18 protein-coding genes and 4 riboswitches are annotated in these 21354 nt (G+C 39.6%); of the genes, 3 read left to right on the top strand and 15 right to left on the bottom strand.

The genetic code is table 11. The features are described from left to right. Positions 1-283 precede the first annotated feature (283 nt). From corA to AWH49_RS11960, 5 genes are all read right to left on the bottom strand, one after another. Positions 284-1261, bottom strand: a complete 978-nt coding sequence (corA, locus tag AWH49_RS11980; protein ID WP_063965898.1) for a magnesium/cobalt transporter CorA — start codon at positions 1259-1261, stop codon at positions 284-286. A 222-nt stretch (positions 1262-1483) separates the two neighbouring features. After that, a riboswitch (M-box (ykoK) riboswitch) is annotated at positions 1484-1646 on the bottom strand. An 87-nt stretch (positions 1647-1733) separates the two neighbouring features. Further along, on the bottom strand, positions 1734-3074 hold the full coding sequence (locus AWH49_RS11975) for a TrkH family potassium uptake protein (protein ID WP_063965897.1): 1341 nt from the start codon (positions 3072-3074) through the stop codon (positions 1734-1736). A gap of 96 nt (positions 3075-3170) precedes the next feature. Next, positions 3171-4997, bottom strand: a complete 1827-nt coding sequence (locus AWH49_RS11970) for an APC family permease (protein WP_063965896.1) — start codon at positions 4995-4997, stop codon at positions 3171-3173. A 336-nt stretch (positions 4998-5333) separates the two neighbouring features. Beyond that, a riboswitch (cyclic di-AMP (ydaO/yuaA leader) is annotated at positions 5334-5476 on the bottom strand. Positions 5477-5528: 52 nt separating this feature from the next. Further along, positions 5529-5915: a Na-translocating system protein MpsC family protein gene (locus AWH49_RS11965; protein WP_063965895.1), complete on the bottom strand. Its 387-nt coding sequence runs from the start codon at positions 5913-5915 to the stop codon at positions 5529-5531. 29 nt (positions 5916-5944) lie between these two features. Beyond that, entirely contained in the window at positions 5945-6364 is a 420-nt protein-coding gene (locus AWH49_RS11960) for a sporulation protein (RefSeq protein ID WP_082862808.1), read from the bottom strand. 155 nt (positions 6365-6519) lie between these two features. Continuing rightward, positions 6520-6659: riboswitch (cyclic di-AMP (ydaO/yuaA leader) on the bottom strand. Between the two features lie 589 nt (positions 6660-7248). Continuing rightward, positions 7249-7335: riboswitch (cyclic di-GMP riboswitch) on the bottom strand. 474 nt (positions 7336-7809) lie between these two features. Here AWH49_RS11960 and AWH49_RS11955 point away from each other — a divergent pair. After that, the gene (locus AWH49_RS11955; protein WP_063965894.1) at positions 7810-8517 is read left to right on the top strand and encodes a class I SAM-dependent methyltransferase; all 708 of its coding nucleotides are present in this window, start codon (positions 7810-7812) and stop codon (positions 8515-8517) included. A gap of 23 nt (positions 8518-8540) precedes the next feature. On the opposite strand, the gene AWH49_RS11950 is transcribed toward AWH49_RS11955, so the two are convergent. Beyond that, positions 8541-9380: a DUF2268 domain-containing putative Zn-dependent protease gene (locus AWH49_RS11950; protein ID WP_063965893.1), complete on the bottom strand. Its 840-nt coding sequence runs from the start codon at positions 9378-9380 to the stop codon at positions 8541-8543. Positions 9381-9575: 195 nt separating this feature from the next. Between AWH49_RS11950 and AWH49_RS11945 the strand changes: the two genes are divergently transcribed. Further along, on the top strand, positions 9576-9824 hold the full coding sequence (locus tag AWH49_RS11945) for a hypothetical protein (RefSeq protein ID WP_063965892.1): 249 nt from the start codon (positions 9576-9578) through the stop codon (positions 9822-9824). Positions 9825-9875: 51 nt separating this feature from the next. On the opposite strand, the gene AWH49_RS20050 is transcribed toward AWH49_RS11945, so the two are convergent. The 7 genes from AWH49_RS20050 to AWH49_RS11910 all read right to left on the bottom strand — a co-directional run bounded on the left by AWH49_RS20050 (position 9876) and on the right by AWH49_RS11910 (position 17158). Continuing rightward, complete coding sequence (locus AWH49_RS20050) at positions 9876-10037, bottom strand: hypothetical protein (RefSeq protein WP_157723720.1); 162 nt, start codon at positions 10035-10037, stop codon at positions 9876-9878. A gap of 217 nt (positions 10038-10254) precedes the next feature. Next, positions 10255-11268: a C40 family peptidase gene (locus tag AWH49_RS11935; RefSeq protein ID WP_094777171.1), complete on the bottom strand. Its 1014-nt coding sequence runs from the start codon at positions 11266-11268 to the stop codon at positions 10255-10257. Between the two features lie 244 nt (positions 11269-11512). Next, a complete protein-coding gene (locus AWH49_RS11930) occupies positions 11513-12256 on the bottom strand; it encodes a response regulator transcription factor (protein WP_211268401.1) in 744 nt (247 codons plus the stop codon). A 224-nt stretch (positions 12257-12480) separates the two neighbouring features. Continuing rightward, a complete protein-coding gene (locus tag AWH49_RS11925) occupies positions 12481-13542 on the bottom strand; it encodes an ATP-binding protein (RefSeq protein WP_063965889.1) in 1062 nt (353 codons plus the stop codon). Further along, entirely contained in the window at positions 13529-14227 is a 699-nt protein-coding gene (locus AWH49_RS11920; RefSeq protein WP_063965888.1) for a response regulator transcription factor, read from the bottom strand. The genes AWH49_RS11925 and AWH49_RS11920 overlap by 14 nt, the downstream gene beginning before the upstream one ends. Positions 14228-14397: 170 nt before the next feature. Next, positions 14398-16587 carry an ATP-dependent helicase gene (locus AWH49_RS11915; RefSeq protein ID WP_063965887.1) on the bottom strand — a complete coding sequence of 730 codons (2190 nt, stop codon included), beginning with the start codon at positions 16585-16587 and terminating at the stop codon, positions 14398-14400. Positions 16588-16894: 307 nt separating this feature from the next. After that, on the bottom strand, positions 16895-17158 hold the full coding sequence (locus AWH49_RS11910; RefSeq protein ID WP_034289506.1) for a DUF1292 domain-containing protein: 264 nt from the start codon (positions 17156-17158) through the stop codon (positions 16895-16897). A gap of 275 nt (positions 17159-17433) precedes the next feature. Between AWH49_RS11910 and AWH49_RS11905 the strand changes: the two genes are divergently transcribed. After that, a complete protein-coding gene (locus tag AWH49_RS11905) occupies positions 17434-18351 on the top strand; it encodes a proline dehydrogenase family protein (protein WP_063965886.1) in 918 nt (305 codons plus the stop codon). Positions 18352-18413: 62 nt separating this feature from the next. Here the strand turns inward: AWH49_RS11905 and AWH49_RS11900 are convergent, their stop codons facing one another. Continuing rightward, positions 18414-19607, bottom strand: a complete 1194-nt coding sequence (locus tag AWH49_RS11900) for an ornithine--oxo-acid transaminase (protein ID WP_063965885.1) — start codon at positions 19605-19607, stop codon at positions 18414-18416. A 28-nt stretch (positions 19608-19635) separates the two neighbouring features. Further along, positions 19636-21183 carry an L-glutamate gamma-semialdehyde dehydrogenase gene (gene pruA / locus AWH49_RS11895; protein WP_063965884.1) on the bottom strand — a complete coding sequence of 516 codons (1548 nt, stop codon included), beginning with the start codon at positions 21181-21183 and terminating at the stop codon, positions 19636-19638. Between the last annotated feature and the right edge of the window lie 171 nt (positions 21184-21354).

Genomic DNA, 21354 nt, shown 5'->3' with positions numbered 1-21354 from the left:
GGCTTCCTGCTTCATTGATCACAGCCTTACGTCTTACACGATCTCTACAGGCGTAGATTATTCTGGACTGACATGTCCGTTGCATGCATTTACTCGTTTGACTCCAGCTGCTTTTAGTTTGAATTTTGATATTTTAAAGTGATCTCTTTTATATAATCCATTTTGTCTAGTGGTTTATATAAATGAAAAATGCCTTTATCCAGTATGGGATTAAGGCATTTTTCATTTGCCGATAATCTTGTCTATTTAAACTTCGTTTTAAAGGGACTAATACCTTAATTCGTTATAATAGCTGCTTCTTTTTAAAATATTTCCACATTCCAAAAGTTAATAGAACTAGAAATGAAAAGATAAGAATCGTTGCAATGGGAGAATCCTGATAAGGCAAAGGAACATTCATTCCAAAAAAACCTGTCACAAATGTTAAAGGCAGCATGATCGTTGATATCAATGTAAGAACGTTTAATTTTTCTGAGGATTTTGCATTGATGATTGAATAATAAGTATCCAGTGCACTGTTTACTAAATCTCTAAATGTTTCTGTTGAGTCTACAATACGCTCCAGATGATCAATCAGATCCGTATAAAATGGAACGTTTTCTTCTCTAATATCGAACTTCCATTTCCCATCAACCGTTAAAAAGATTCTACGCTGCGGGAGGATCACTCGCCGAATTAATATGATGGTGCGTTTTAACGCCAGAAACTCTTCTGTTACTCCTCTTATTGCTTCATCATAAATTTCATTTTCTAACTCATCAATCCGAATACTAATTCGGTCAAGAATAGGGAAATATTCATCGGTGATCCCATCAATTAAAGCGTATAAAAGAAAGTCCGCACCCTTATTCATATATTTTGTATTCTTGGAACAGATTGCGTCCATTTGTCCAAGCCATTTTAACTTGCGCTTGTGAATAGTTACCACATAGTTTGGACCAACAAAAACGTTCAGCTCAAGGGTGGTAATCTCATTATCACTATCCTCGTTATAACGAAGGGCATGGAGAACAAAAAATTTATAATCCTCATAATTATCCATCTTTGCCCGCGGGCTATCATGAAGGCAATCCTCAATCGCTAAAGGATGAAAATCAAAAATCTTTGCCACTTCATACAATTCATGGCTTTGTACATCATAAATATCAATCCACAACAAACTATCTGCATCGCTTAAATGCTTATTAACATCCGATAAGTTAATATTGGAGATCATTTCTTGTTTGTCATTGTCATTTCTATAAAGATATGTCTTAATCATCCATCATTCACCTCGTCTAATTTATTCGAGGCATTTAAAGGTTGCTAGGATCTTCTTTGGTGGTACAAGAGGAACAGGAACACTTTTGCTGCCTCAATCTTGTCATGTTCTTGAAAGTACCTATCGAATTGGGGTCATCAGTATCCATTTCCTCACCTCCAAAATTGATAAAAAGGCCCCCTTCAGGCAGAAAGGAGCCATAAAAAGCCTATAAATGCTTTACATGTCTCCCCATGTTGAGTTTTAGCACTGTATAGCATAGGTATTTACCAGCTACGTTAAGAAAAACCTTAATCCGATTTTTCCTGTTGACCCATTGGCGTCTTTCGACGTTTTTGGGCAGCAGCATATCTCTATACAGGAGCCTCACCTAACAGAAGACGTATTCATCTATTGGTACTATATGCAACAAAAAACTTTATGTCAAACCATTTTCCTGTTGAAATACAAACCTCTTTATTCATTATCAAATTTATCCAATCATGATTTTTTCTTCCGCATAACGGAAAGGATCTGGGCGGCGATTCAACGTAAGCGCAATGGCCAACGTTAAGGGCCCTAATCTTCCCGTAAACATCGTCATGATAATGATGACTTTCCCAACAGGGGATAAATCCGGTGTAAGTCCCATCGATAATCCCGTTGTGGCAAAAGCTGATGTCGCTTCAAACAGAATCATTAAAAACTCCTTGCCTGGTTCTGTGACCGTCAGGATCATCGTTACGATGATGACAACAGACAGGCTACTTAAAATAACCGTCAAGGATTTGTAAATCAGCTTGTGATCCATTCTTCTTTTGAAAAAAACAACCTCTTCTTTTCCTTTAATTTGGGACAGCATCGCTCCGACCAGCGTCGCAAACGTCGTCGTCTTAATCCCTCCTCCTGTAGAACCAGGAGAAGCACCAATGAACATTAAAAAGACAATCAAAAACAATGTCGTGTTCGCTAGATCGGGAATATTCAATGTATTCGAACCGGCTGTACGCGCCGTCACTGCCTGAAATAAAGATCCCAGGAACTTTCCGCTCCACGACAAAGGCTCAAGTGTTTTGGGGTTATGAAATTCCAGTAAAAATATCAGAATTGTTCCGCCCCCTACCAATATAGAGGTAGTCAGCAGTACTAATTTCGTATGTAGAGATACTCTTTTCGTTTGCCGATATTCATACACCTCATTTATGACGACAAATCCAATTCCCCCAATAATAATTAATGAACAAATGACCAATACTACCAAGGGATCTTCTACATAGCCAGTCAAGCTTCTATATTCGCCCATAAGATCAAACCCGGCATTATTAAAGTTGGAGATCGCATGAAAAAATCCATAATAAGCAGCCTTTCCGATTGACATATCAAAAGAGAAACGAATGGCCAGTAGGATGCCACCAACCACCTCACAGACGAAAGTGAAGAGCACAACTCTTTTTACCATTCTGACAACGCCTTCTATCGTTACATAATTAAAGGCTTCTTGCAAAATGAGGCGCTCTTTTAAAGAGATTCTTTTTCTAATCAAAAAAGCAAAAAGAGTCGCAAACGTCATAAACCCCAACCCGCCAATTTGAATGAGGCTCAAAATAACTAGCTGGCCAAAGGTCGTAAACGTTGTCCCTGTATCGACGACAACCAGGCCGGTTACACAGGTCGCAGAGGTAGACGTGAATAGAGCATTTAAGAAAGAATGACCTTCCCCATCTTTCGTGGCGACAGGCAGTGTCAAAAGATAAGCACCTAAGAAAATAACAAAGATAAATCCGCTAACTAATATTTTAGGCGGGTCCATGGAATAGCTGAATTTACGTTTCATCATTATTTCCCCCTCTTCTGCCCTACATAATGAGAGGCAGCTCTACATGATGTAAAGCTACCCAAGAAATCGTTTTTTAATCATTTTTTAATCATTCTATTTTTTCAAATGATAAGGGACCGTTGTGACTACTACACTTCTCCGATGAAGCAAGAATGCACGAATCAGAAAACTTGACTGATTATGAAGAAAATTATGCCAGCCTTTCTTAGGAATAAATTGTGGGATAACGACCGTGACTCGGTAGTTCGATTCACTCGCTTTATGCTCAACGATGTCCACGAATTTGGTCAGCGGCTGGATGATGCTTCGGTAATGAGAGTGCAGTGTTACGAGCCTAATATCAGGCTGCCATTGCTTCCATTTTTCCTCAAACTTTTTTTCATCTTCTCGTTCAAAAGCGACGTGAACGGCAATAATCCGGGCCGCAGACAAAGATTTCGCATAGTTTAATGAATTCTCTACCACATGAGTCATACCAGACACAGGTATAACGATGACGTTTCCTTCGATAGGCGATGCGGGCTCAGACGCGTTAATCCTTAGCTGATTGCCTACTGCTTCATAATGATTTCTATTTCGATGAAAGACATAAATGATGATCGGTAAAAACACTAAGACGGGCCAAACCTGTGCGAATTTGGTTAAAAAGAACACGATTGTGACCGTAAAGCTAATCAGGGCACCGGTTGAGTTAATAATGAGTTTCGAGATCCAGCCTTTCGGTTTTTCGCGTATCCATTTCATCATCATTCCCGTCTGAGACAGGGTAAATGGAATAAACACGCCGACGGCATACAGCGGGATGAGCTGTTCCGTATGTCCTTTAAACGCAACAATGAGCACGATTGAAGAAAGCCCAAGGATGATAATCCCATTGGAATAGCCCAAACGGTCTCCTCTAACGGTAAACATTCTTGGTATAAACTTATCAGTGGCCAGATTAACGGCCAGCAATGGGAACGCAGAATACCCCGTATTGGCCGCCAGGATTAAGATTAATGCAGTTGTTCCTTGAACGAAGAAATACATAAAATTCCGACCAAATGTTTCTTCCGCAATTTGTGAGACAACGGTTACTTCTGCCCTTGGCGTAATTCCATAGTAATAAGCTAAATACACAATGCCTGTAAATAACAAAGCAAGCAAGGCACCCATCGCCGCTAACGTTTTAGCCGCATTATTAGGGGCAGGGTCTTTAAAATTTGGAATGGCATTGGAAATGGCTTCAACGCCTGTTAACGCAGAACTTCCGGATGCAAAAGCTCGCAGGAGAATAAATAAGCTGATTCCTGCTATCGGTGTGCCGATGGGCGTATGTAAATCAGGTGACGCCTCACCCGTTACAATGTTGTATAACCCCACACCAATTAAGATGAATAGTGCTAAGACAAATAAATAAACCGGATAGGCTAACACGGAAGCCGACTCTGTTACCCCCCGTAGATTCAAAATGGTAATAAAGACCACAAATACAATGGCAATGCCTACGTTATAAGCATGTAAACTTGGAAAAGCAGACGTAATGGCATCTGTACCCGCAGACACACTTACTGCCACCGTTAAAATGTAATCCACCAGCAAGGAACCTCCAGCGATTAATCCAGGGTTTATACCGAGGTTTTCTTTTGATACGACATACGCTCCTCCACCGTGAGGATACGCAAAGATAATTTGCCGGTAAGACAAAATAAGTGCTGTTAACAGAATTAATACACCGACCGCGATAGGGATTGAATACCAAAATGCTGCCGCACTAACGGTAATTAAGACGATCAGTATTTGTTCAGGACCATAGGCAACAGATGACAAAGCGTCGGAAGAAAGAATGGCTAACGCTTTCGTTTTGTTTAATTTCTGTTCCCCTAGCGCATTGGATTTTAACGGCCGCCCGATTAAAAATCGTTTTATAGAAGAAAACACTGCTTTTCACCACCCACTATTTTATTTATATACTGCCCTGTTAATGAAAGTTTGATTACCCACATCAAAGCCCTTTCTTTTAAAAATAAAAAAGACCAATGACGTTTTTCTCCGCACAAAAACAAAGGAAAAATTCTTCCTGTTTTGTAAGAGAAAAAGACATCATTGGTCTACTTAACGCCCAGCAAGCATCCCTGCTCTCTTTGCGCTCTGTCTTCCAAGCTGCTTTTCCTAAAAATAGGCACAATAAAAAGACCTGCTTTTTTGCTCAAGCTGCTCTTTTTCGCCGCTCATAACGCACCAAAAAAAAAGCCCCCTGAATAAAGGTGGTCTTTAGACCTCCTTCGCTTTAGCCGACGAAGTTAGCTGACGGGCAGGATGGCGAAAGAGTTGCTCTCATCCCTTCTACTAAACTGTAGAATTAGCCCCACTAGATTGGGTCCTCCGTTCCCGATGAAGGGACTAGGCCGAGGTATATAGTTGTTGATGGAATTTATTCTACTCTGCTTATTTTTTAAAGTCAATATTATTTTATTCAGCAACGAATACTTTTTCTAAGTTGCGATCCATAATAAATACTTCGATATGCTCACCTGTTTTTGTGCTCATATCACTGTGACTGGAAAGGACTTTGCACTTTGTGTGCTTTTCTACAATTTCTTCAAATTGCTTACTGTGCATTTCCCGAAGCACTTGGCGCATTTCTTTCACCAATTTTCTTCCATCTGGATGACCAGCTAAATGCTTTTCTTCAACCGTCATGACTCCTTTGAAACGGGTGATGACCATGTCCTGGGCAATATGTGTTTTTGTTTCCTGCGGCCCACGGCCAATCAATTCACGCTGTAATTTAATGAGTGCCTCACTCAGCTCTGCTTCGAGCCTTCTCTTCTGTCCCGCCACGATTGCTTCCTCCATTTTTGAAAAATCACGATGTCCCTATTCATTTATGAACTGATATTCTCGGTTTTGCTCGTCAAAATTTTTATTTGATCATGATCAACACGCTTATCCCCGTTGCTAAAAGTTAATTTTGTACGAAATCTATACTGACATACGTTTGAGGAAGGTGTTAATCCGTTCGGTAATTGGAAAGTAAACGGAATTCGACTTGATGCATGGGGGTCTATCGATCTTGACGTTAATATTGTTATACCTTCTCCAATTAATTCCTCTGCTTGTTTTTGCTTGCCTGTTACGACCAAGTCACATTCTAGTCTATTAAGCTGTTGCTTAAACGAACCGCCTTTAATAGAAAAATAACCGTTCACTTTTTCTCCTGGTAAAAATTCATTCGTGTCCAACGTAAGATTAATACTTGCTTTGCCACTTACACTACCTATTAGGCTCCTAAATACTCTAATCACTGCGCGAAAATCCTCCTGAAATTGGGATTATATTTAACCGGCCCAATTTTTGTAGCTTATATCGTTCCTTATTATGAGCAAAATCAATAAACGACCTAGAAATTACAAAAAAGAACACTAAGGTCCTACTTAGTGTTCTTTAAAACAACAAAGCAAACCTCCTTTTGAAACGCTGATGGGGTTAGCTGTCGGATTCGGGCCTCGAAAGTAGCCCTACCTTCTAACGAAGGATTCACCCCTAGTGGTTTGCACGAAATTGGGTCCCCCACTCCAATGGATTAAGCGGTATTAGGTATGAGTCAATATACATATTAAATTGATGATTGCTACTATACTCCCGAAATGAATGTTTGTAAAGAAAAAAAATAGATTTCTTTAATTGAAATATATGAACGCAATATTTATGTATATATAATTTTGAATTTTAGGCCTGATATTGAAATTGACAGAACTTACATATTTAATAATTTTTCCATCTCTTCAACTGGTATAGGTGGACTAAAAAGGTAGCCTTGACCTATTTGACATTTACGATCTTAAATCGATCTAGATCTAAAAACATGACGGCTAGTTCCTTGTTATTTTGCTTACATCGCTCAATTGAAATAAAAGTAAAAATCGTTTTTCTAACATTATTTCTAGTAGTAAAATACAACAAAAATGAAGAAAAAGAACAATTGGGTTTTGATAAAACAAGATTTAGATCCATGTACACTTCTTCGTCTTATTAAAAAGATCATTAATTTATAATTTGTTTAATTTTTCCATTATATCATTAATTTCAAATACAAAAAAGCCCACCAAAAAGATTGGTGGGCGCATACAAATAAGGGAGTTCATTACAAAAAATGTAAATCGTTCCTTTTTAAATATCTCCAATTCTTTTCGGTAACCCGGCGATCATAGCTTTTAACGGCCTTAGACCCGTAGCTTTGCGTCCTTACCTTTCGATAAGTTTGCCGTTGTCGTAGAATTTCCTATTTATAACGTGAAAATAGGAATAATCGTTCTCTTATGTCCCGATTATATTCATTTTTACATAGAGATACAACTTGATTTTTTTATATAGTTTTTCCTTTAGTGTCGATCTAACTATATACATAATAATCTTATATTCAATACCAAAACCAGTATAATCTACTTTTCTCAGAAGTATTTTTACTACCTACGAGTTTATGGACAAACCTTTCAGGGGTGATAAAGGACATTGGGGAAAACCGAACTGTAGACATAAATTAAAAACCTGCTCGAAAACTTAGTTGAAATGGATCGCATATCTTTGAAGAGCGTTGTATTAGGTTCTTTTACTTGAAAAGAAACAAATCGATTGATTAGTGGAACTTAAACTAATCCATCATTTTCATATGCACCTCGCTTAAGGTTCAACATAAGTTGGTATATAGTACCACTACTAGCAAAAAATTTTTAGGAATAGGGGATACTTGATGAGCCGTAACTATCTAGATTTATTAGCCTATTTTGGAATTGGCGGAGCGCACCCTGGTGGTTTTCCTTTAACACAACTTCTATTGCAAGATGAAATCATCCATCCATGCAGTTCAGTTTTAGATATTGGCTGCGGAACTGGACAAACAGCAGCTTTTCTAAATCAAAAATATGGTTGTCAAGTGACAGCCGTAGATAATCACCCCATTATGCTTGAAAAAGCAAGAGAACGCTTCAAGAATCAAGAGTCAACAGTACAAGTGATCGAAGGAGATGCACAAAAATTACATTTTAAAGACAATAGTTTTGATTTCATTATAGCGGAATCCGTTATTACGTTTACTACTATTTCTAAGACGTTAAATGAACTATTCAGATTATTAAAAAAGGATGGGCGTATGATTCTTATTGAAATGACAGCGGAAGAGCCCCTATCAAGAAAAGTACAAAAAAAAGTGCACACCCTATATGGCATACACGAAGTTTTGAGTGAAGAGGAGTGGAAAATGAAACTGCAACAGATCGGATTTACACATATCGACATGATAACCCCCTCTTCTGAACTCATCCAAACGGAAATTACCGATATGAATCCATCGAAGAATCTTAGCGATGAATGGTATGATTTATGGGATAATCACCACTCTTTTATACATCAATCCACTGTCCCTCTTGGCTTTCGTGTATTTCGTTGTGGCTTCAAATAATTTTTTTATTTCTTCCTAACTAGTCACTTATACGGAAACTTAGATCCAGCGATCAACTCTTCAGACGTTTTGGCATACAATTCGTTATTCTTAAAAGGACCGTGAAGCATTTGATAAGAATCCACGATTTGAAACCCTATATAATACCCAATCCATTTCGGAAGTTGTCGATTATTACCATATAAAAAAAGATCGTGTTTTTCCTTCCCCATCGTAGTCAATGACGGAACAAAGTGGCGCTTCCACAATCCTACGATCTCTTCAAATGAATAAAGATGGGCCCATGGGGCTAACCACTTTTCTCCATATAATTCTTTAACGGCAAACTCCCCGAGCCCTTCAATAATAAGTGAATCTTTTAAAGTGAGCTTTTCATTCTCTACATTTAAATAGGCTAACCGGCACACATGGTTATATTCATGAGCGAATATAGCCTTTATTTCTTCTTTTACTAGATCAGGGGATAAAAATAAAAAGATTGCTCCCATAACGGTTACCCCGTTTTTTTTAATCCTATTTTTGCTCGCTGAAAGGTGAGCATTTTTAATTGGAAAAATAAAGATCGGAGCCTCTGGTCCATTCCATTTCTTTTTTAATCGCTTATATTCCTGATTCACTAGTCTCCATACATTATTTTTTTCCATTTTCTGAACAGTCGTTACAATCTCTTTCCATTCCTCTGGTTCAAATAATCCTTGTTCTAGCAAGTGATAATGCAGTTCTTCAGCGCTTATTTTGGGAAACCAGTCTTCTAGTGGATCGCATAAAGTCTCACATTGAATAAAGTAGGGCTCTCTTGATTGTTGTTCTTTGCATGCTTTCACGAACGTATTCAGCCATGTTTGAGTCTCTATAACGGACAAGTGTCTCCCCCTTTTTACGCATACATGCTTTCTTATTTATATGATCCTGGGTGTTTCATTATTAAAGGAAAACACTATTTTCACTTAAATAAATATAATGCGTATATGGAGACAAGTGTCTATGACAAAATCTCATTTTCTACATACGTTAATAATACATGGAAGCATGTAAATAAGATTAAAAGGAGGATATGTATGCCCTATTCAAATATGTATAATCTTTGCTGTAAATACCAAGGGAAAATGGTCAGAATAACGGGTCGTGATGGCAGCGTGCATGTGGGAGAAATCACTAGAGTTAATAAAGATTACGTTTGGCTACGGCCTAGAAATCTCGGAGGCTATGGCTATGGATTTTTCGGAGGCTATGGACGGGGATCTGGTATTCCGTTCGCTCTCGGTTTCATTACTGGGGTTGTCTTAGCAACCGCGTTTTTCTGGTAATTAAAATGGAATACTAAGGATAAGGGTTCTAGGGTTCTTACACAAGAACCCTTATGCGGGGTTTAAAGAGAAGCATACAAACGAAGATCCTTTGCTAAAACGTTCAGCATTTTTTGTCACGTTGTTTACTCGATGCTCATCTGCTGTCGGATAAACGGAATACACCAAGTCTTTTGCTACATGAGCGTTCCAAAATGGAGCTGCCGTTTTCATTTCTTCCACCATCTTCAGAGAGACCTTACTATTAGTCTTTCGTATAAAAGTGGTATTTACATTTTTATAAAAGGCTGGTGTAACCGAAAAAGAATCCATAACAGTATCTTCTATCAGATACCCTAAGCCATTCTTGGACTTCTTCGTAGATTGAAGAAGTTCAAGATTAAGAAATAAAAAAATGAGCCCCGATCTAGATAGATCGAGGCTCACTTTTTTATTTTGCATTCAAAGCATTGTAAATCGCAATCGTGAAGGCTTCGCGTGTCGCAAGGTGCGTACCGTAGAACTTTTCGCCTTTAAAGAACCCTGTTTTGTCGATAGAAGCCATCGTCACGATGCCCTCATATGCCCAATGACTTGAACTGATATCTGTGTAGGCGATGTTTGCTGATGCTGTTTGAGAAATCGTCAATTTAAACGCACGCTGGATAATGGATGCCATTTCATTGCGTGTCATTTCTTCAGATGGACGGAATGTTTTATCTTCAAATCCATTGATAATGCCTGCTTCACGGATCGCGGCAATATCATAGGCAAAACGGTTTGATTTTGGCACATCTGTAAAGTGACTCATCACTTTAGGCTCTAAATTCAACACACGATTCATAATTGCTGCCGCCTGACCGCGTGTTACTTTCTCATCTGGTCGAAATGTATAATCCTCAAATCCTGTAATGACATCTTTATCTGACAATGTTTTAATAGCTGTGTATGTTGCATCTGATTTTGATACATCTGTAAACCACTCAGGTGCTTCCTCTTCTGGAATAACGCGTTTCGCACCGGCATATTTTGGCCCCCAATAAGGATTATCCATGGAAACAAGGTCAACCCCTTTGCTTGTCGTGGCATTTAATACCATGTTATTGCCTGCATACACACCTACGTGAGAAATTCCTTTTTTATATGTATTCGCGTAAAAAATAAGGTCCCCCGGCTGAAGGTCACTTTTGGCTACCGATGTCCCAATTTTATATTGCTGATCTGTCGTCCGTGGAATGGAAATATTTGCTTCATTTTTATAAATATATTGAGTAAAGCCAGAACAATCAAACCCGCTCGGTGAAGTACCTCCCCAAACATAAGGAACACCCATAAACTTTTCACCATACTGTACAATTGACTCTGCAACAGATGCAGCTTCCGTTTTTAAAGACACGGCTGGAGATATCGCCATAAACATAACTGCTGCTAAAAACGTAACCAATACCCTTTTTACCCTTTTCACTTTATTCCTCCCAAATGACTATTTCTATAATCTCTTTATTGCCTTTATTTTACCAAAAAGAACGAGACTTTTATTTTAAGTTCCAATGACAAAACCATTGATATATAAGGCTTTTCTGTCGAAACTTGATGAAATCTGCACGCAATTGAAACGAAAGTTTAATTTGCTTTCTCTAGTTAAAGAAAGTTGCATTTTCAATGAAAAAGAGCTACTGAATGTTGAATACGACATTCAGTAGCTCTTTTTAGTTTAGTTTTATTGACTTATGATTCATCTTCGATTCTTTTTCTTTCATTTTGTACTCGCTCATTTTTCGGTTTGGATTTACCATATCGATTTTCCATCTATATCCAATCCCTCTAGCTGTTCTTAAAAATTCATCGACAGGAAACGCTACTTCCCGAAGTTTCACCCTAATATTTCGAATATGAGAATCGACTGTTCGTGCATCAATATGCTGGTAGCCGTCCCAAAGATGCGAAAGCAGTTTTTTTCTTGTCAAGACTTGATTAGGGTGGCTTAAAAAATACTCTATCAAAGCATATTCTTTTCGTGTGAAAGACAAAAGAATATCATGATACCGTACTTCAAACAATTCTCGATTTAAGACAAGTCCCTTAAAACGAAGTTCTTGAGTGCTACTTCGGGAGTTTCTTCTTAAATGAGCTTTTATTTTCGCAATAAGAATGTCTATATCCATCAATTTTATAACAAAGTCGTCTGCTCCTGCATTTAATCCTTGCAATATAAATTCTTTATCGCATGTTTCCGTCATGATCACAATTGGAACAGCTGAACATTCTTTTATCTTTTTGCATAATTTAATCCATGAAAATGAGGGTGACAGGACATCCAAAATAACTAAATCAATCCATTCATTATGTACTGTATGTAAGGTTTCCTCATAAGAATGATTCCGGATACAAGATATCTCATGATGCTCAAGCAATGTACATAATGCATCCAATAAGGCTTTTTTTTCTTCCATCAATAATACTGTATACAAGCAAATATCTCCTTTCCTTCAACTGAACATCAATTAAAAAGTGAGCGACAATAATTTGTATGCCCCCTAGATTCCAGGACTAGTCAAGCACTCAATTTGAAAATAAGTCAATGCCTCTCACCGTTTTGTCGAAAACATTCAGCCATGAAAGTGATTTCCACAAAATTATAGATTTTAATTGTTAAGATATGATTAAGATAAAATATTTATTTTTTTATTAGCGGCAGTTCGATCCAAAATGTATGGTTGCTGCCATCTGTTTTTAGTCCAATGGTTCCTTTATGGGCAGTTACAATACTTTTCGCAATTGCCAGGCCGAGACCTGCACCATTGGCTTTTGTGCTTCTTGATTCCTCAAGTCGGTAAAATCGGTCAAAAATCATTTCTCTTTTTCGAGGATCGATGAATTGGCCGGTATGAGAAAAAGAAATAAAGTATTTTTCCTTTCTCTTTTCTCCATTAACAATCAGTTTTTCTTCAGTATCATAATCTAAAATATTCTGAAGAATATTTGTAAAAACTTGCATGAGACCGTCTTGGTTTCCTAATAGAATGGATTCTTCAATATTGAAGCGGGCATCTGTAAAACGGTCATTTATTTTCAAGTTAAAGGAAGTTAATGATTCTAATAGTACTTTTTTTATTTTTACTTGATCAAAAGGCTTTTCTGAAAAATAGATTCCATTGTTCCATGTATTTAATTCGGTGATCAGTTCAACAATTCTCGTAATACGACGGGATTCTTCGAGAAGTGAACCAAACAATTCTGGATTCCCATCAATCACCCCATTTTGCAGTGCTTCGAGGTAACCGTTTATATTTGTCAAAGGTGTCCGAAGCTCGTGTGCAATGTCTTTAAGCATTTCTTCTCTTTTTTCCTGAACAGAATGAAGCGACTCCGCCATAGAATTAAAGTTTTCTGCCAGTTCTTTCAGTTCACTTGATGTGGACACCTCGATTTTTGAAGGTGTTCTGCCTTCCTTGATTTCTTTCGCTGCCCTAGATAAATCTACAATGGGGCCTACTATTTTTTTGACTGTAATGTAATGGAACAGGCCAGCGATAACAAAAGCAAGAATGCCTACCTTCCAAATAAATCCGTCTAATGTTTTGACAAGATTAGGGCCTGTTACATTTTCGGAGTTTACCAAAAAACAGGCATAATCTTTGACAGAGAAGCCAGCCAGAAGAATGACGAGAAAGATAACCAGGCTATTTAATATCACCAGCTTTGATAATAGGTTGGATAATTTCCTATTGAGCCACAAATTTATACCCCATTCCTCGCACAGTTTGAATATAGTCTTTCGGTGTCTTTTCTCTAATTTTTCCCCTCAAATGCTTGATATGCACATCAATAGTTCTATTAGACACTTCTTTTTCATGGTTTTCATAGATAAAGGACAGAATCTGTTCTCTTGATAAGACCTGGCCTGGATGCTGCATGAACATATGAAGGAGTTTAAATTCAAAATGGGTCAATTCAAGCCTTTCCCTTTTTATCCAAGCTTCTCCTTTTGCGGGTTTAATCGTAAAACCTGTAAAGCTCAGCTTGCCGCAGCGACTTGCCGTTCTTCTCAAAACGGCTTCAATCCTTACCATTAATTCAGCGGGACTAAAAGGCTTGGTTACGTAATCGTCCGCGCCCATCTTGAACCCTTGAATACGATTTTTTTCAGATACCTTTGCTGTCAGCATAATGATCGGCATCATGCTTTTTAAATCCTCTCGGACCCACTGGCAGATTTTTTCACCATTGACGCCCGGCAGCATGAGATCAAGTATTAATATACAGGGATCCAGCTGCTCAATTTTTTCTTTTGCATCGAATCCGTTAATCGCTTCAATCACTTCATATCCTTCTTTAATTAAATAAATTTTTACAAGGTTGCGGATTTTCGGATCATCTTCCACAAGTAATACCGATTTTCCGATTAGGTGATGTTGCATCAAGAGAATCATCCTTTTCTATAAATTTATTAAAAAACTTTACTAAGAAGAAAAGAAGAATGTATTAAGTAAAGAGCAACAGAAGTTGTTTAGTGCATACAATCTAACACAAAAAGGATCGATAATCGGTATTATGCCAATTATTCCGATCCCTTACATATATCATTCCTATTTTACACTGACTCTAACAGCCCCATCTCCAAACAAGTCGCAATCAGCAGCGCTTTTTCTCTTGCCTCAAATCGAATATGGATCTTTTCTTCTTTCACGTTAATAATGGTTCCCGTCCCGAAAACCCTATGCTTCACCATTTTCCCTACGACTAACTCCGAGCTGTTACGGATAGCATTAAGATTGTACGGAATATCAACGACTGTCCCTCGATGTTCCTCTACTTGTCCTGTATGATGCTGCTTTGGTGGGTTCATAATGTTCCTAATCGCCGCTACGAATGAAGACTCTGTCATCTTTTCCCCATCCCGCTCCCTATACACGATGAGTTCCAAGTGTTTTTTCGCTCTTGTCGTGCCAACGTAGAACAAGCGGGTCGCTTCTTCCATTAACGCAGCACTACCTTGATCATCTGAAGATGGGATCATACCATCAATCAGGTCAATCATATAGACCCGTTCAAACTCCAATCCCTTCGCACTATGAAACGTGGAGAACGTCACGACATTCTGACCCTTCCTGGATTTTGCCGTCTTTAAAACCGATTCCAGATGCTTTAATCGACTCGCAAATTCCTCCATCGTCTCCAGTGTATCTGCGATCTCTTCCAGCGTGTTTAGGATGCCTATCAAATAGTCCTTTCGAAAACTGAAACGCTCACACATCTTTTCAAGTGCCTTCTCATAGCCTAACCGCTCTCGAATGACACGGATGGCATGCAGTGGGGGCATCCCTCGCATTTGCTCGAATGTTTCTTTGCTTGTCTTCAACGGTTTGACTTGATAATCCTGAACTTGAACATAATTAAGCAAGTTATCAAATACCGATTCATTGTTGTTGAATTCTTTCAATGCCTCCATCTGCTGTTTGCTTATGTATCCATTAAACTTAAAATGGATTTTCTCCAATATTTCAGGACGTTTATCGGTAAACGTCATCCGCATGAAGTTCAGAATATCTTCAATTACCCAATGCGAGAAGAAACGATTGTCCGCATCCTTCATATAAAAGGGAATCCCCGCTCGATCAAACTCATTCATTAAAGCGATGGAAGACGAGTTATTCCGATACAATATCACCACTTCAGCAAGGTTTTCAACTTTCTGGATGTCCTGAACCAAATATTTTGCCTGTTCTACGTAATCTGCAAAACTTCTGATCTTAATCGGTTTACTCGGAGGATTCTTCGTAAACATATTCTTATCGTATCGATTCTTATTTCTTTTGATAAATGAATTGGCAACATTCACGATATCGCTGGATGACCGATAATTTTGCTCCATAAACAAGATGGCTGCATTCGGGTAAATTTCCTTAAAATTAAGCAAGTAGGATGGCTCCGCACCTCGCCAACTATAGATGGCCTGATCATCGTCGGCAACAACGCACAAATTTCCATGCTCTCGTACCAGTTTTTCAATGATGGCATGCTGCACCAATGAAGTGTCCTGACTTTCATCCGTCAACATATAATCGAACCTTTGTTGATATTTGCGAAGAAGCTCCTGATCCCGCTCCAATACCTCGTTCCCTATCGTCAGCATATCGTCAAAATCAAGCAGCAATTGACGATGGCCCGACTTCTTAAATGTCTCATACTCACGCAGTATCCGCTCGGCTTCTGGAACATCACATTGAACCCTTGACCACTTATCTTTTGGGATCATCTTATTTTTAATGAAGCTAATATAGGTAGTCAGCTCGTCCAGTTGGTCATCAGGGATGTTCTCACCTACGATCGATTTGAACAGCTTCCGCAAGATGATCTTTTTATGCAGCGGCATATGAGCCGAATGGACGTCTTCTTGCTCCTCCACATCTAAGTGGCCCTCGATAATCTGAAAAGGTGTCCCTATTTTACGAAAATGGTTCCGCACCACTTCGAAGGCAAAACTATGTATTGTTGAGAAATCAACGGGCGGAAGATCGGGAAAGAAGCGCTTGAATCGCTCTTTCATATCATTTGCCGATGCACGACTGAACGTAACAGCCTTGACTCTTGTTGGATCTACACCCTTTTCTTCTATTAAATAGCCAATCCGCATGATAATGGTTGTGGTTTTCCCCGATCCAGGTGATGCTAATAAAAGAAGCGGCCCTTCCGTTTGACGAACAGCCTTCAACTGGACCTCATTTAATAAAACGCCTACTTCCTCCTTCTTACGGACAAAGAAATCTTCTTTTATTTTCATACCGAAATCCCCTTTCATTTGATCGATTCATTCCAAGACTTCTATTATAGCATCCTGTCAATCGGGCGATTCTACAACCGTGTAAGTAGAAATGGATGGTATCTACACTTTAACTATGACATTTCACAATCTTTTTCAAGTCAAATCGGTAGAAACTCCCTTTTCATTCGCCTTTCCCAACTGCGCCAAGACAAAAAAGTTCCATTCCGTATCGTGCTCTTCCTAAAGTGCATGTAAGTTTTCCCGCTATTATATACAAAAAGAGAGGAGAAAATCATTTCTCTCCCTCTCTTTTCCAGTCGTCCATTTACTCTTCTATGGCTTCATCAAACGCAGCAAATACCTTATCAAATTCCTCGTCGTCCTCGATAACGGATAATTGCTCGTCAGCTTCAACTTTGAAAAAGAAGACTTCGATCTCTTCTTCTGACTCTTCTTGATCTTCTTCTACAGATCCGACCGCAACGTATTCGTATCCATCAAGACTTAACATGTCCAATACTTCAAATTCTTGCTCCTGATCGTTTTCATCAATCAATGTTAAGATGTCGCCAGCTTCAATTTTTTCCATATTACCTTTCCCTCCTATGTTTTTCTAAAAATAATTGGACCAAAATAGTATCCCCAGTAACTTATCTTTTAATTAGAATGTCACCTTTTACAGCTCACTCATCGGTACCTTCCCCTGTTCGCACACTAGTTTCTGTTGAGCAAAAAAGGCCCTAATTTTTCTCATTCATGCATATACATATACAATGAGGACACGTAAGGTAATGCCGGACAACTTTTCAAAGTTGCCTGGTCTTCACTCTAAATAAAACCAATTATCATTAGGGGGGGTTAGCGATGTTAGCAGAAGTTTCGAAAAACATATTTCTTTACGCTTCGCAAAACAAAGCCTTAAATACGGCCGCAAAGAAATGGGGCCTTAAATTTGGAGCGTCCCAAGTAGTAGCCGGAATGAACATAGAGAGTGCAATCAATCAAGTTCAAATATTAAACGAAAAAGGACTTCTCTGTACCCTCGATCATTTAGGGGAATTTGTTTCAAGCCGAGAAGATGCAATAGAGGCGACCGAATATAATGTAAGAACATTGGAAGCCATTACAAAGGCCGGCGTCAATAGTAACTTGTCGGTTAAAATGACCCAGCTTGGTTTAGATATCGATCGGGATTTCTGTATCCAAAATATGTATCGAATTCTGGAAACAGCTAAAAAATACAATAACTTTGTCCGAATCGATATGGAAGATTACTCGCATTGCCAGATTACCTTAGACATTTTAAGCGAACTGCGTGAAACGTATGATAATGTCGGGACGGTCATTCAAGCTTATTTGTTTCGAGCAGAACAGGACGTGAAAAAGTTGAAGGGCATTCCTCTTCGTTTAGTGAAAGGAGCGTATAAAGAATCTTCTGAAGTCGCTTATCAGGAGAAAGAAAAAGTAGATGAAAATTATATGAGAATCATTGAAGAACATTTATTGAGCGGAAGTTATACAGCGATTGCTACTCATGATCATCATATCATTTCTAAGGTGAAAGAATTTGTACAAAAAAAGGAGATTAAGCGTGATCAATTTGAGTTTCAAATGCTGTATGGTTTTAGAACAGAGATGCAGATCAGTTTAGTTCAAGAAGGATATAAAACGCGAGTCTATATTCCTTTCGGCGATGACTGGTTTGGCTATTTCATGCGCCGGCTCGCTGAAAGACCGCAAAATATTTCATTTGCTCTTAAAGGTTTTTTTCTTAAGAGATGAAAACAAAAAAGCCTGCGGGTCTGGGGACTGACCCTCTGATCGCCGGCTTTTTGTGAAGTTTTTTACGCAAATATTTTTTTGATTTTCTCAATTGCCCAATCCAGCTCTTCTTTAGAAATGATAAGCGGCGGCGTAAAGCGAATGACGGTTTCATGCGTTTCTTTGCATAAAAGTCCTCCCTGTTTCAGCTTTTCGCAGTATGGACGGGCAGCTTCTGTCAGCTCAACACCAATAAAAAGGCCGCGTCCACGTACTTCTTTAATAACAGGATGGCTGATTTCAGACAGTTTTTCTTTGAAATAGGTGCCAAGTTCGAGTGAACGGCTGACCAGATTTTCGTCTTCAATGACTTCCAGGGATGCGATTGACACCGCACATGCAAGCGGATTTCCGCCAAATGTGGAACCGTGCGATCCCGGATTAAAGACACCTAAAATGCCCTTATTGGCCACAACGCATGAGATCGGGAGTATACCTCCGCCAAGTGCTTTGCCGAGAATAAGCATATCCGGGTTCACATCTTCCCACTCGCATGTAAACATTTTACCAGTGCGGGCAAGCCCAGACTGAATTTCATCTGCAATAAATAGCACATTATTTTCTTTGCAGAGCGTATCCGCCGCTTTCAAAAAGCCTTCGGGAGGAATGACAATGCCGGCTTCGCCTTGAATCGGTTCAATCAGGAACGCCGCAGTATTCGGTGTAATAGCCGCTTTCAATGCCTCCATATCACCGTATGGAATTAATGTAATGCCCGGCAGCATCGGACCGAAGCCACGTTTGTATTCCGCTTCTGATGAAAGCGACACAGCCGTCATCGTCCGGCCGTGGAAATTGCCGACGCAGGCGATGATTTCCGCCTGATTTTCCGAAACTCCTTTTACTTCATATGCCCAGCGCCGCGCCGCTTTCACTGCTGTTTCCACTGCTTCTGCGCCTGTATTCATCGGCAATGCCATTTCTTTTTTCGTCAATGTGCAAATTTTTTCATACCATGGCCCGAGCTGATCATTGTGGAAGGCACGCGATGTTAGCGTCACGCGGTCTGCCTGATCTTTCAACGCCTGAATAATTTTTGGATGACGGTGACCTTGACTAACCGCTGAATAGGCGCTTAACATATCCATGTAGCGCTTTCCCTCCATGTCTTTCACCCAGACACCTTCTGCTTCTGAAATCACGACTGGCAGCGGATTGTAGTTATTTGCGCCAAATTCTTCTGTCTGCTGCATCACTTTCTTTACTTTATTCCTCATTTCTTTATCGATGTTCTATCCATTCCCCTCAAAATGCCTCTGATGTTGTTTGTCCCTGCATATGGAGAAGCAAGTAATCCGGGCTTCCCGCTTTTGAATCTGTTCCCGACATATTAAATCCGCCAAATGGTTGGTATCCGACGATCGCGCCCGTACAGCCACGGTTAATGTACAGATTGCCAACATGGAATTCTTTACGCGCGCGGTCGATATAATCGCGGTTATTGGAAATCAATGCACCCGTTAAGCCATAATCTGTATTGTTCGCAATGGCCATCATATGGTCAAAATCGGTCGCTTTGCATATGGCAACAACAGGCCCAAAGATTTCTTCCTGCATAAGACGATCATTTTCTTTTACATCCGCAAAAATCGTAGGCTGTATGAAATAGCCATTTTCATCATTGCCTGATCCGCCTGTCATCAAGCGGCCTTCTTCTTTGCCGATTTCAATATAGTCCATAATTTTTTTGTATGCTTTTTCATCAATGACCGGCCCCATATACGTATCGGCCCGTTCAGGGCTGCCCACAAATAATGTTTCAGTCAGTTCAACGACTTTTTCAAGCACTACATCGTACACATCCTGATGAATGACCGCACGTGAGCCCGCTGAACATTTTTGACCGGAGAAGCCAAATGCGGAATAAACAATGGATGAAGCAGCCAAATCAAGGTTGGTGTCGCGATCAACAAGAACCGTATCTTTTCCACCCATTTCCGCGATGATCCGCTTCAGCCAAATTTGGCCTTCCTGTACTTTTGCAGCACGCTCATAAATGCGGCAACCGACAGCACGCGAGCCAGTAAACGATACAAACCGCGTTTTCGGGTGTTCCACAAGATAGTCCCCGATTTCAGCGCCCCTGCCCGGAATATAATTCAAGACGCCAGCTGGGAGACCCGCTTCTTCCATCACTTCCACAAATTTTGCGGCAACAACCGGTGCTGTCTCGGCCGGCTTTAAAAGAACAGTATTGCCGGTAACCAGCGCAGCGACAACCGTTCCCGCCATAATCGCCAGTGGAAAATTAAACGGCGAAATGACAATGCCAACGCCGAGAGGAATGTAGTTGAACACATTTTGCTCACCCGAACGGCTGTTAACCGGCGCGCCATTTTTCAGTTCAAGCATTTGTCGTGCATAATATTCAAGAAAATCAATCGCTTCTGCCGTATCCGCATCTGCTTCTCTCCATGGCTTTCCTGCTTCTTTTACAAGCCAGCTTGAAAATTCATGCTTCCGGCGGCGGATGATCGCGGCAGAACGAAACAAAATGTTGGCGCGATACGCCGCGTCTGTTGTTTTCCATGTTTCAAATGCCGTAAGCGCCGCCTGCATTGCTTGTTCCGCCAATTGTTTGTCGGCCATGGATACAGTGCCAATTATTTCGGCTTTTTTTGCTGGATTAATAGACTGTACTTTTACGCTTGAAATAATTTTTTCACCATTAATGACAAGCGGGTATTCTTGTCCAAGTTCAGTATTCACATGAGCAAGTGCTTCTTGAAAAGCCCTTTTATTTTCTTCTTTTGTAAAATCGGTAAATGGTTCGTGAGTATAAGCTGTTACCATGCAAATCCCTCCAAATTGATTTGATCCATGTAACGACTGATAAAAATAAATAGCTGTATATAATAAGCATATTCCTACTTATCAAAGAATAGTATCTGAACTTCATAAATACAGAGCCAAAACATGATTGAGAGCGTAAAATATCTTGTGTAAATGAATAAACAGAAAAAG

It is taken from the genome of Domibacillus aminovorans (assembly GCF_001643235.1).
Taxonomy (GTDB): domain Bacteria; phylum Bacillota; class Bacilli; order Bacillales; family Domibacillaceae; genus Domibacillus; species Domibacillus aminovorans.
Note: the sequence above shows the minus strand (reverse complement) of the source record. Positions and strands in the feature narration are given on the sequence as shown.